Source organism: Streptococcus sp. HMSC10A01 (assembly GCF_001807785.1).
Taxonomy (GTDB): domain Bacteria; phylum Bacillota; class Bacilli; order Lactobacillales; family Streptococcaceae; genus Streptococcus; species Streptococcus gordonii.
In genome coordinates this window covers 321,015-334,485 of record NZ_KV790983.1, presented here as the reverse complement: position 1 = coordinate 334,485, position 13,471 = coordinate 321,015, and the positions used below count along the sequence as shown (strand labels likewise).

Sequence of the window (13,471 nt, the reverse complement as noted above, 5' to 3'; positions counted from 1 at the left end):
ATGTCAGTTGAAAAATAAGGTTTTATAGTGACATAAAAAATCAAGGTATAGTTTTAGACTATATCAAAATTAGGGAAATTCCAATTATACAGGGGGTGGATTTTCTGATAAGATAAAATCAAGAAAAATTTTGGAGGACGCATATGTCAACAACTATCATTGGTTTCCCACGTTTGGGTGAATTCCGCGAATTAAAATTTACAACTGAAAAATACTTTAGAAAAGAAATCTCAGCTCAAGAACTTTTGGCTGCAGCTAAAGAGTTGCGCGCTAAGCACTGGAATATTGTTAAGGAAAAAGGAATTTCAGAGATTCCGTCAAATGACTTTTCTCACTATGACAATGTGCTAGATGCAGCTTTTCTCTTTAATGTAGTACCGTCATCTGTGCAAGGCTTGGAATTGACGGACTTAGAGCGTTATTTTGCCTTAGCTCGTGGCTATCAGGGAGAAAAAGGGGATGTCCGAGCTCTTCCAATGAAGAAATGGTTCAACACTAACTACCACTACATCGTCCCTAAATTTGAAAAAGAAACTCAAGTAAAACTTGCAGGCCACAAGATTTTTGACGAATTTGCAGAAGCTAAGGAGCTAGGCTTAGTAACCCGTCCAGTAGTGGTCGGACCATTCACTCTCCTACAAGTGTCTGACTTTGAAGACGGTGTGGTACCAGCTGACTTTGTTGATGCCTTGGCTGCTGCCTATCAAGAAGTCTTTGCAAAATTAGCAGAGCTGGGTGCAAAGCGTATCCAGTTGGATGAGCCAAGCTTGGTCAAAGATTTGTCTGCAGAAGAAAAAGCTCTCTTCTTGGATCTTTATAAGAAGCTTTTGGCAGACAAAAAAGGCTTGGAAGTCTTGATTCAGACCTACTTTGGTGATGTTCGTGACGTCTACGCTGGCCTTGTCAACTTGCCAGTAGATGCGATTGGTTTGGACTTTGTCGAAGGTAAGAAAACACTTGAGCTTGTAAAAGGTGGCTTCCCTGCTGACAAGACTCTTTATGCAGGGATTGTAAACGGTAAAAACATTTGGCGCAACAACTACGAAAAGAGCTTGGCTGTTCTTGAGCAAATCCCAGCTGAAAACATTGTCTTGACAAGCTCATGCTCACTTCTTCATGTGCCATTTACAACTGCTAACGAAGAATTTGAACCAGCAATCTTGAACCACTTTGCTTTTGCAGTAGAAAAATTGGAAGAACTTCGTGACTTGGATGCTATCCGCAATGGTCAAGGTGCAGAAGCTCTTGCAGCTAACAAAGAACTCTTTGCGACTGAGCGTGTGGGTGAAAATGCAGAACTTCGTGCGCGCATCGCTGGATTGACAGACGCTGACTACACTCGTTTGCCAGCCTTTGCTGAACGTGAAGCCATCCAAGAAGAAGCCTTTAAACTTCCAGCCCTTCCAACAACAACCATCGGTTCATTCCCTCAAACAAAAGAAGTTCGTGCTAAACGTTTGGCCTTCCGTAAGGGTGAATTATCACAAGAAGACTATGACAAGTTCTTGGCAGAGCAAATTGACGAATGGATCAAATGGCAAGAAGAAGTTGGATTTGATGTGCTGGTGCACGGTGAGTTCGAGCGTAACGACATGGTTGAGTACTTCGGTCAAAACTTGTCAGGTTACCTCTTCTCTAAGAATGGTTGGGTACAATCATACGGTATGCGTGGGGTGAAACCACCAATCATCTGGGGCGATGTCACTCGTCTCAACCCAATCACTGTTAAATGGTCTAGCTACGCACAAAGCCGTACTGATAAACCTGTTAAAGGTATGTTGACTGGACCTGTTACCATCCTCAACTGGTCCTTCCCACGTGAAGACATCTCTATCAAGGATTCTACTCTTCAAATCGCACTTGCCATCAAGGACGAAGTACTTGATCTCGAAGCTGCAGGAGTGAAGATTATCCAAATCGACGAGGCTGCTCTTCGTGAGAAATTGCCACTCCGTCGTAGCGACTGGTATGAAGACTACCTTGACTGGGCAATCCCTGCCTTCCGCTTGGTACACTCTACAGTAGCGGCAGACACTCAAATCCACACTCACATGTGTTACTCAGAATTTACAGATATCATCCCAGCTATCGACAACATGGATGCGGACGTTATTTCCTTTGAAGCAAGCCGTTCAAACCTTGAAATCTTGGATGAACTCAAAGCGAAAAACTTCCAAACAGAAGTGGGACCTGGTGTTTACGATATCCACTCACCACGTGTGCCGAACGAAGGCGAAATCGACCACACCATCGAAGCTATTCTTGCCAAAGTACCAAGCAAGAAAGTTTGGATCAACCCTGACTGTGGTTTGAAAACACGTGGTATTCCAGAAACCAAAGCTAGCTTGGTTCGTTTAGTAGAAGCAGCAAAAGCAGCTAGACAACACTTGAAATAATCCTCCTCTAACACAATCGTTTATTTTTATGGAGGGCAAACAGAAAATTTAAACCGGAGCTGACAATCCTGCAGAAATTGTTCCTGTAGGATTGTTCTCAGCTTAGCGGTATATCACTGAAAGGAACTTTTTATTTTATGGTTCGTCACCACACACCTAGTCTCTCATTTGAAGTATTTCCTCCCAATCCAGCAGTAGGCAATGAAAAAATAATCCAAGCTCTTCGGGAAATGCAGGATATTGCACCTCACTATATTAGTGTGACCGCTAGCAATAATAAATTTAATATAGAGGAGACAACGGTTCGTTTGGCTGACTTCATCTATAATGATTTGAAGATTCCTACCATCGCTCACCTTCCAGCGGTCTATCTAACCAAGGAAATGGTCTCAGATACACTCCAGGCTTTGGACAAGGTTGGTGTGCATAAGATTTTAGCTTTGAGAGGGGATATTTTCCCTGATGTAGCACCCAAGGATGATTTTAAGTATGCGACTGACTTAATTGAGTATATCAAGGAAGAAGCACCGCACTTTGATATCATCGGAGCCTGCTATCCGGAAGGTCATCCTGATTCGCCAGATCGTGTTTCTGATATCAGGAATCTCAAGAAAAAAGTGGATGCTGGATGCTCCAGTCTCGTCACTCAGCTGTTTTTTGACAATGATCGCTTCTATGATTTTCAGGAAAGATGTATTTTAGCAGGAATTGAAGTACCTATTCACGCAGGAATTATGCCTATTCTTAATCGAAATCAGGCTTTGCGTCTGCTTAAAACTTGTGAGAATATCAAACTTCCAAGAAAATTCCGAGCTATTCTGGATAAATACGAGCATGATCCAGAGTCTCTGAAATCTGCTGGCTTGGCCTATGCCATCGACCAAATTGTTGATCTGGTGACTCAAGATGTAGCGGGTGTTCATCTATATACCATGAACAATGCTGCAACTGCCCATCATATTTACCAGGCAACGCATACATTTTTCTCATAATATTAACCCCCTATCCCTTATTTTTCTCAGACTGATTGATATTTAGCATGGTCTGGAAGAGAGGGGATTTTTTGGTCTCTGTAAGTTTTTATTTAGGCTTGTTCTTGGTTGTTTTTGATCTCGGAGTATGAAATTGCTTACATTTCTTATAAATCAGCTGAAACAGATTATTTTATATAAAGTTAATTTAATTGTTTCATATTCCAAAAAGTATGGTAGAATGGTAACATAGGAGTTTTAAATCTTATTGATTAACTTCTTTTATATCACACCTATACTTCTACTAGATACAACCTCCTGACCCAATAGAGTATGGAAGTGAAAGAGGGAAAATTAAACAGCTAAATGTTTTATTTTTTGCACTTTTCAGGGGAGATCTTGGGAGAAGCCAGGTGTAGATTCATGTTTAGGGACTTAGCTATGGCTAATCAACCCAAATAGAAAGGCGAGGAAACATGACAACAGATTATAATTCTAAGGCTTATTTAGAAAAAGTTGATGCTTGGTGGCGTGCTGCTAACTATATTTCAGCGGCTCAAATGTACCTAAAAGACAATCCGCTTTTGAAACGCGATGTGGTAGCTAATGATCTAAAAGCTCACCCAATCGGACACTGGGGAACTGTTCCAGGGCAAAACTTCATCTACGCTCATTTGAACCGGACGATTAATAAATATGACCTAGATATGTTCTACATTGAAGGACCTGGTCACGGTGGTCAGGTAATGGTTTCAAACTCATACCTCGACGGCTCATATACAGAGTTAAATCCAAATATTCCTCAAAACGAAGAAGGCTTCAAACATTTGTGCAAGATCTTCTCATTCCCAGGGGGGATCGCTTCTCACGCAGCACCTGAAACACCAGGTTCTATCCATGAAGGTGGAGAACTCGGTTATGCCCTATCTCATGCAGCAGGAGCTATCTTGGATAATCCAGATGTGATTGCAGCAACTGTTATTGGTGATGGTGAAGGGGAAACTGGTCCATTGATGGCAGGTTGGTTGTCAAATACTTTTATCAACCCTGTTAATGACGGTGCTATTCTTCCAATTTTCTATCTTAACGGCGGTAAAATTCACAACCCAACTATCTTTGAACGTAAAACAGACGAAGAATTGACCTTGTTCTTTGAAGGTTTAGGTTGGAAGCCTATTTTTGCTGATGTGACAGCTATTTCAGAAAATCATGAAGCTGCCCACGCTCTTTTTGCAGCTAAATTGGACGAAGCAATCGAAGAAATTAAGAAAGTCCAAGCTGAAGCTCGTAAAGGATCAGCTGAAGAAGCAACTCAAGCTGTTTTCCCTGTATTGATTGCCCGCATTCCAAAAGGTTGGACTGGTCCTAAGTCATGGGAAGGTACTCCAATCGAAGGTGGTTTCCGTGCTCACCAAGTGCCAATTCCAGTAGATGCTCACCATATGGAGCATGTTGATGCCCTTCTTGATTGGTTGAAATCTTACCGTCCAGAAGAATTGTTTGATGAGTCTGGAAAAGTCTTGCCTGAAATCGCTGCGATTGCACCGAAAGGTGACCGTCGTATGGCTATGAACCCAATCACTAATGCTGGTGTTATCAAACCAATGGACACTGCTGATTGGAAGAAACACGCCCTTAAGTTTGAAACTCCAGGTGAGATCGTGGCACAAGACATGATTGAGTTTGGTAAATACGCTGCTGATTTGGTAGATGCTAACCCAGATAACTTCCGTATCTTTGGTCCGGACGAAACAAAATCAAACCGTCTGCAAGAAGTCTTCACTCGTACTAGCCGTCAATGGTTGGGCCGTATGAAACCTGAATACGATGAAGCTTTGAGCCCAGCGGGTCGTGTTATTGACTCACAATTGTCAGAGCACCAGGCTGAAGGTATGTTAGAAGGTTACGTTTTGACTGGTCGTCATGGCTTCTTCGCTTCTTACGAATCATTCCTTCGTGTAGTAGATTCAATGGTGACACAACACTTCAAATGGTTGCGTAAATGTAAGACTCATACTACATGGCGTAAGAACTACCCAGCCTTGAACTTGATTGCAACTTCAACAGTTTTCCAACAAGACCATAATGGATATACTCACCAAGATCCAGGTATCTTGACTCACTTGGCAGAGAAAACTCCAGAGTATATCCGCGAATACTTACCTGCAGATACAAACAGCTTGTTGGCTGTTATGGATAAAGCCTTCAAGGCAGAAGACAAGGTTAACTTGATTGTTACTTCAAAACACCCACGTCCGCAATTCTACTCAGCTGAAGAAGCAGAAGAATTGGTACGTGAAGGTTACAAGGTTATTGACTGGGCTTCAACTGTGTCTAACAATGAAGAGCCTGATGTTGTCTTTGCAGCAGCAGGAACTGAGCCAAACTTAGAAGCTCTTGCGGCAGTATCTATTCTCCACAAGGCCTTCCCAGAGCTTAAGATTCGCTTTGTTAACGTGGTTGATATCTTGAAATTACGCCATCCATCTGTAGATGCGCGTGGACTTTCAGACGAAGAATTTGACAAAGTGTTCACAACAGATAAGCCAGTCATCTTTGCTTTCCATGGCTATGAAGGAATGATTCGTGACATCTTCTTTAACCGTCACAACCACAACCTTCGTGTTCACGGTTACCGTGAAAATGGAGACATCACTACTCCGTTTGATATGCGTGTTATGTCAGAATTGGATCGCTTCCACTTGGCTCAAGATGCAGCAAATGCAGCACTTGGTGCAACAGCAGCTGACTTCTCTGCTAAAATGGACGAGACTGTGGCTTACCACAATGATTATATCCGTGAAAACGGTGATGATATCCCAGAAGTTCAAAACTGGAAATGGGAAAACATTAACAAATAAGATTTAAAAGGCTTGGAATTTTTTCCGGCCTTTTCTTGTTGATTTGAGAAGTAAATTATTTAAATAAATCATAGAATAGTATCAGAATCTCTGATTATTTCATAGGAAAAGGCTTTCAAATAAGTATATAATAGAAGAAAACTAGAAAACTTCACTAAAACAAGTTAATCTAAAGTGATAAAATCTACAGATTTTGCAATAAAAACCAGAAAACAGGGAGCTTTATGACGAGAAAAATCATCTTTCTGGATGTGGATGGGACCCTCATCGACTATGATAATCATATACCGGAGTCTGCGGTACTTGCCATTCGACGGGCGCGGGAAATGGGACATCTGGTCTATGTCTGCACAGGTCGCAGCAAGGCTGAGATGCCACCGGAATTTTGGGATATTGGCTTTGATGGTATGATTGGTGGCAACGGTTCTTATGTGGAGCATGAGGGGCAGGTTATTCTGCACCAGCTGATTCCGCGAGATGTCGCTAAGAGGCTAGTGGACTGGCTTCAGGAGCGGGGGCTAGAGTTTTACCTGGAGAGTAATAATGGCCTCTTTGCCAGCAGGGGCTTCCGCGAAGCAGCACGACCAGTGCTTCAGACCTACGTCCTTGGAAAAGGTGCTAAGCCAGAAGAAGTCGTAAATATGGAGGCTGAAGAAGCCCTTCACGGCCTGGTCTATGGAGGAGAGCTCTATCGAGACGACCTGAATAAAGTCAGCTTTATCCTTAAGAGCTACCAAGACCATCTGGACTCTAAGGTAGCTTTTCCTGAGCTTAAGGCGGGTACTTGGGGAGGCAAGGGGGAGCATGCACTCTTTGGCGACTTAGGAGTCAAAGATATTACCAAGGCGCATGCCATTGAGGTTCTGCTGAAGCATCTTCATGCTGATAGGTCGGATACTCTGGCTTTTGGCGATGCCAAGGTTGATATTCCTATGCTGGACTATTGTCAGGTCGGCGTTGCTATGGGAAATGGCGGAGCAGAAATCAAGGCCATGGCCGATCTGGTGACAGACTCTGTCAGTCAAGACGGTCTCTACAAGGCCTTTGAAAAGTTAGAACTCATCTAAAGGAGATATGAATGATGGCAAAAACTCTTTATCTGATGCGGCACGGGCAGACGCTTTTTAATCTGCGTCATAAGGTGCAGGGCTGGTGTGATGCTCCTCTGACCGATTTTGGCATCTATCAGGCCAAGGTAGCAGGGCAATATTTTAAGGATGCCGGTATTACATTTGACGATGCTTATAGCTCTACTCAAGAGCGGGCCTGTGATACCTTGGAATTGGTAACGGATGGTAAGATTCCTTATAAGCGTATCAAGGGACTCAAGGAATGGAACTTTGGAACCTTTGAAGGGGAAAGCGAAGACCTCAATCCACCCCTGCCTTATAAAGATTTCTTTGTGATCTATGGCGGTGAATCACAAGATCAGGTGCAGGAGCGTATGGCAGCGACCATTCTTCAGCTCATGCAAGAGACAAACGGTCAGTCTGTGCTCATGGTTTCACATGGCGGAGCTATGGCCAATTTTGCCAGAGCTTGGCAGAAAAACTGGCGTCTGGATGACCTAGGTCACATGACTAACTGCGGAATTTTAAAGTTTACTTTTGAACATGACCAATTCTATCTAGAAGAGGCTATTGGTCACGATTTTAGCGATTGGGAGGGAAAATGAAAGATTTATATTTGATGCGGCACGGTCAGACTTTTTTCAACCAAGAAGGCTTGGTGCAGGGAGCTTGCGACTCTCCTTTAACAGAACTGGGGCAGGATCAAGCCCGGCAGGCAGGAGCTTATTTGCAAGGGCGGGGCATTCGTTTTGGTCATCTCTATTCCTCCACCCAGGAGAGGGCTTCTGATACCTTAGAACTCGTTTCCGGCCGGACCGACTATACTCGTCTCAAAGGTATTAAAGAATGGAACTTTGGTCTTTTTGAGGCTCAACCCGAACGCCTGCAGCCGAAATTTCGACCAGGAGCTACCTCTTTTGAAGACCTCTTTGTCCCTTATGGCGGAGAAGGCGTGGACCAAGTCGGTGAGCGCGTACTGCTCACTCTGACTGAGGTCATGGAGCAGGCTGGAGCAGAGCCAGTCTTGGTTGTTAGTCACGGCGGTGCCATGTGGGCCTTCTATCTCAAGATTGCAGCTCAAGCTCTGGATCCCAAGGTGCGCTTTGGCAACTGCGCCATCTGCCATTACCATTATGAGCAGGGACACTTTAAGCTGGAAGAAGTCATTGATCCGCTAACGGGTAGTGTGTATGAGTGTGAAACTTCTCTTTGACTATAAAAAGAGAGAATAAGTACGGAAAAAGATCAGACTCAAGTTCCTTTTCTAGATATGAAATACAGTCCTTAGAAATAATATTCTAAGGACTTTTTATTTATCTCTCATCGAAAAGTGTTAAATGAAAATGAGAGTTAGATTATTTTCATATTGTAAACAGTCTCTTTAGTCCCATTTTTTGAAATTGGCTTGTAGTTGATCTAGATTTTATCTAATGGATTTGTAAATTCAAATGAGAGGAAAATAGCGAGAAATTCCTTATTTATGAGGCTTCTAAGAGGATTTTTGAACTAATTTCTATTATTTTTCTAAGATTAATTGTCAGAAATATTAATATTATATTACACTTATATATTTCTACTAATTTTCATTGACTTTAAAACATAGAAAGACTACAATGAAGCCGTGGCAAGCGCTTACATTTTATATAGGAGGTCCAATTATGAGAAACGACAGACAACAACGCTTCTCTTTTCGCAAATATTCAGTTGGTTTAGTATCCGTGGTAGTCGGATGCCTTTTTTATAGCCCAACTATCTTGGCCCAAGAATCAGGAATAAATCCACAACTGGAGCCACCAGCAATCGTCGAACAGAGTTCCGAACTTGTGCAGCAAGAAGATTCGAAGTCGGAACAGCCAGAGTTAGCACCTTCAGAGGCAGATACAAGGAGCCAGGAGTTGCCTAACTCTGAAACGAAGAGTGAAACAACAAAGACAGATGGTGAAGGAGAAAAGACTCAGGTTGTTGATTCTGTCGTCAATGAAAATGGACAAGAAAATAAAGCATCGGAGGAAAATCCCGATAAGGAAATATCGCCTAATCAAAATAAGATAGATTCAGAAACTACAAAGAAAGAAGTGACACAGGAGCCTAAAAAGAATGATTCAGAAGCAAGAAAAAATGATGCAAATGTTGAGTCAGATATTGCGAATAAAGTAGATGAGGAGGCCCGTGTTCAAGCCGTAGTCCGTCTGGCAGGAGAAAAAAAGGAGACACCAGTAGGAGCTACACAAATTGAAGCTCGTATGCATGAAAATCAACCAATCAAAGCTGCGGTCTTAAAGGAATTGGACGAAAAAGGAATCCAATATAAGAAATTAGCAGATTTTGATCTGATTTTTAACGGTTTTGTTTTAGAAACAAGCTATAAGGAAGCTTTGAAGATTCGTCAGGTAGCCAGAGTTGAAAAAGTTGACATCACACCTCTTTCAACTGCCAACACTCCTCAAGATCTTCCTAAGAAACAAAATACCTTGTTGCCAACCAAGGTTAGTGATGAAAATGAACTAATCAATCTCCAACCATTATGGGATAAGGGGATAAAAGGACAAGGACGTATCGTCGCAGTTCTTGACACTGGTCTTGATTACGAGCATAACTTCTTTAGTTTGACAGACAAAAGCAAGGCCAAATACCAGAATAAAGAGCAAATGGAAGCTGCTATGAAAAAAGCAGGAATTACCTATGGTAAATGGTATAACGATAAGGTGGTTTATGCTTATAACTATTCTGATATGAATGATGAGATCAAAGAGGACGATCCTCGCTCACACGGAACTCACGTAGCCGGTTCAGCAGTTGGAAATGCGACTAAACCAGCTCCGACTGGAGAACTGCTTAAAGGGGTGGCTCCTGAAGCGCAACTGATGTTTATGCGGGTCTTTTCAGATAAGAAAGGAATGACTGAGCAGGGCTTTATCGTTGCAAAAGCTGTGGAAGATGCTGTTAAGCTTGGAGCAGATACAATCAATATGAGTTTCGGCGGTATTAGTGGCTCAGAAGCGGATACCAATCCTCTTACTCGACAAGCCTTTGAATTTGCTAGAAAGTCAGGTGTTGTCATAAATGCTGCAGCAGGAAATTATGCTGTGAATGGATATTGGCAAGCCAAACCAAAAGCAGATGCTCCTGATACTGGAACAATTGACGAACCAGCCATTGAGAATGGTGTTTTAGCAATCGGAGCCTTTAATAATAAGATTGACCATGTGACAAAGATTCGCTTAGAAATCCCTGCCTTAAAAGATAAGAAAGAATTCCAGAATGGTCTTGTTGATTTACCGGTCTATCGACTCATTTTCCCTGTTGAAGGTCCGCAGTCTTATGTCCATGTTGAAAAAGGTGGTGAAGAAGCTTACCGGACAGCTTCTGTCAAAGGAAAGATTGCTTTAGTTGAGAGCGGTGGTGACGTTACGGATGAAGATAAGGTCAACTCTCTTCGACAAGCTGGTGCCAAAGGGGTCTTAGTTTATCAAAATGAGGAACAGGGAGATCAGCTCCAAAATCTTCCAATGGGCTACTGGGGTTCCTTCTATCCTGTCAGTGTGCTAGGACATAGTTTAGGTAAAGAATTAGCTGCGCATGCTGGCGACTATAAGCTGACTTTCCATCAAGAGGTCAAAAAGGTTCCTTATAGTGAAGCCGATAAGATGCTCTACTTTACAGGTTGGGGACTGTCAACAGAAGGAAAACTGAAGCCGGATGCAACCTTGCCGGGTGGCATGATTTATTCTGCTATTCCGAACGGTTCTTACGACATGGATGGTGGGACTAGTATGGCAACTCCTCATGCTGCTGGGGCAACAGCCTTGATTAAGCAGGCATTAGAAGAAAGATTCCCGCAATATAGCCCAGAGCAAATTCATACCTTGCTTCGTCAACTGGTTATGAGTACAGCTAAACCTCACAAGGACAAGGAAAGCAATACCTATTCTTCAGTCCGCCAACAAGGTTCTGGTCTGATGGATGCTGCGGGAGCTGCTTTTGGCAATCTGTATGTAACTGGAAAAGGAACGGATAGTAGTCTGACACTTGGAAATGTTAAAGAAAGCTTTACCTTCGAGGTGACTGTTCATAACTTGTCTAATCAAGCTCAAGAGCTCAGCTACCATACTGTTGTCAATACAGATCAAGTTGAAAATGGTCGGATTACACTTCAAATGCGTCAGCTACTGGACCAAAAGGGTGATAAGACTGTCCTTGTACCTCCAATGGGTAGTGTGACAATTCCGATTAAGATTAATACGAGCGCCTATACCAAAGAATTATCCCAACAAATGAAGAATGGCTATTTCCTAGAAGGTTTCGTCTTCTTCAAGGATGCTAAGATGCAAAAAGATTTAGTCAGTCTTCCATATATTGGCTTTAAAGGACATTACCAAGACCTACCTGGTATCGAAAAGCCAGTTTATGAATTTACTGGTAAGGAAAAACCTTTCTATTACTATCAAGATGAGAAAGCGGAAAATCCAGTCAAGGATCCGGGAAATCATTTTACTGCTTTAGTCAGCTCTATTCGTAGAGATGGCAAGAAAGAGCAGGTTGTTCTTGGTGAAACAGACGGTAAATACGATGGTAACGCCTTGGTATTTTCTCCAAATGGAGATGGGCATTTTGATACGGTTAAACTAAATGCGGTCGTCTTGAGAAATGTTGATAATATCCATTTAGCAGTCTACAAGGCAGATGATACGAAACGTGAACACCCGATTTTTGAACAAGGAAACGAAAGTGAGAAAAAAACTGATTACGGCTGGAGAATTAACGATAGAAGTAGAATCCTTTATGCTAGTCGTTGGACAGGGAAAGACCAAAACAATCAGGTCGTTCCGGATGGGGAATACCAATACGTTCTTACCTATCGTCCAAGTACTCCTGGAGCAAAACCTCAAGAAATCGTTTTGAAGGTCAAAGTCGACAATCAAGTCCCTCAATTAGCGTCAACCAAAGATCTCTATGATCCAAAAACGCGTATCTTTAGACCGGGAACCATTATCGAGGAAGGAAGTGGTCTGGCAGGTAAATACCTATCCTACGAAAAAGATGGGCAAACCATTGAAATCAGCCCGAATCAAGATGGTTCATATTTGATCCCAGAAGGGGTTGATCCAGCAACTGTTCGTTTTTATATTTGGGATAAGGCTTATAATACCAATACTTTAACCCTTGATGGTCAGAACGCTTATAAGTCGGCTGAGAAGGAATCAGGAAAATCAAGAGGAAAAAGAAGTTCTGAGGACGGTCAAGCAGAAGCAACAGATGGAAGGCTGGAAGTTCGTGTTGTTGATGAAGAGGGAAATCCAACCTCTCAATATCCTGAGATGATGCGCTACCAAGTATTCGACAGTAAGGGCAATCGAATTGATAAAGAGTTTAATACTTATTATGAAAGTGAGTTGCCAAGGTTGCCATTTGGTAGCTATACTGTCAAAGTAGTTGCACAAGACGAAAACTATTCATGGGTATCTCCTACAACTGTAACGGTCGAGTTGACGAAAGAACATCCTGAAGGCCTAGTCAACTTTGTTTACCATTACAAATCTAAGAATCGATTTAACGTAGTCTTTGATAAGGATTTACCATCTGGAACTAGAGTTTTTGCTATTCGTAAGGATAACGGAGAACAGCATGAATTAGAACAAACCCTCTATGAACCAAAGACTTTTGAAAAGATTTTATTAAATGGAGATTATCAGATTCATATTGAACTGCCAAAAGGTTATCGTGCGGTAGAAAATGATGTTTTCTATTCAGTAGGAGAAAAAATCAATCGCTTCTTAACAACATTTGTAGAAGTTGCAGAAGACAATCCGGTTAATCCGAATCCAACACCGAATCCAATCCCAAATCCAGTACCAGATCAAAAACCAGATCCACTCATTCCGGATAAGACATCCGATCCTGGTAAAGGAAAAGAAGTGGATAAAGAAGATCAGCTAATTGCGAAAAAAGCAGACTTGCGTCCTATGTATGTCAAGCCAAGTGAAAAGAAGGAAGAGGACATACGAGAAGTCTCTGACTTGGATTCAAAAGAAAACTTGCCAAAGACCGGACAAGCTGGGGACAATATCAGTCTATTGGGAATATTCTTGTCACTTTGCACCTTCGGACTCATTCATAAAAGAGGAAAAGAAGGTCAGGATTAATCACTTAAAGATAGGTTAATAATTAGACAA

At 42.2% G+C, this 13,471-nt stretch carries 7 protein-coding genes; all 7 read left to right on the top strand.

The window, feature by feature from the left end; genetic code table 11:
- Nucleotides 1–143 precede the first annotated feature (143 nt).
- The 7 genes from metE to HMPREF3108_RS08675 all read left to right on the top strand — a co-directional run bounded on the left by metE (nucleotide 144) and on the right by HMPREF3108_RS08675 (nucleotide 13,441).
- Nucleotides 144–2,396, top strand: a complete 2,253-nt coding sequence (gene metE / locus HMPREF3108_RS08705) for a 5-methyltetrahydropteroyltriglutamate--homocysteine S-methyltransferase (RefSeq protein WP_048777365.1) — start codon at nucleotides 144–146, stop codon at nucleotides 2,394–2,396.
- A 137-nt stretch (nucleotides 2,397–2,533) separates the two neighbouring features.
- Nucleotides 2,534–3,388, top strand: a complete 855-nt coding sequence (metF, locus tag HMPREF3108_RS08700) for a methylenetetrahydrofolate reductase [NAD(P)H] (protein WP_053794185.1) — start codon at nucleotides 2,534–2,536, stop codon at nucleotides 3,386–3,388.
- Between the two features lie 455 nt (nucleotides 3,389–3,843).
- Nucleotides 3,844–6,228 carry a phosphoketolase family protein gene (locus HMPREF3108_RS08695; protein WP_070494258.1) on the top strand — a complete coding sequence of 795 codons (2,385 nt, stop codon included), beginning with the start codon at nucleotides 3,844–3,846 and terminating at the stop codon, nucleotides 6,226–6,228.
- 224 nt (nucleotides 6,229–6,452) lie between these two features.
- Nucleotides 6,453–7,295 carry a Cof-type HAD-IIB family hydrolase gene (locus tag HMPREF3108_RS08690; RefSeq protein ID WP_070494257.1) on the top strand — a complete coding sequence of 281 codons (843 nt, stop codon included), beginning with the start codon at nucleotides 6,453–6,455 and terminating at the stop codon, nucleotides 7,293–7,295.
- 11 nt (nucleotides 7,296–7,306) lie between these two features.
- Complete coding sequence (locus HMPREF3108_RS08685; RefSeq protein WP_080982543.1) at nucleotides 7,307–7,903, top strand: histidine phosphatase family protein; 597 nt, start codon at nucleotides 7,307–7,309, stop codon at nucleotides 7,901–7,903.
- Nucleotides 7,900–8,511 (top strand): histidine phosphatase family protein, encoded by a 612-nt coding sequence (locus HMPREF3108_RS08680; RefSeq protein ID WP_048777361.1) that lies wholly within the window; start codon nucleotides 7,900–7,902, stop codon nucleotides 8,509–8,511. The genes HMPREF3108_RS08685 and HMPREF3108_RS08680 overlap by 4 nt, the downstream gene beginning before the upstream one ends.
- 445 nt (nucleotides 8,512–8,956) lie before the next feature.
- Nucleotides 8,957–13,441, top strand: coding sequence for an SGO_0316/SGO_0317 family LPXTG-anchored serine peptidase (locus tag HMPREF3108_RS08675; RefSeq protein WP_070494255.1), 4,485 nt, complete (start codon nucleotides 8,957–8,959; stop codon nucleotides 13,439–13,441).
- Nucleotides 13,442–13,471: the final 30 nt, after the last annotated feature.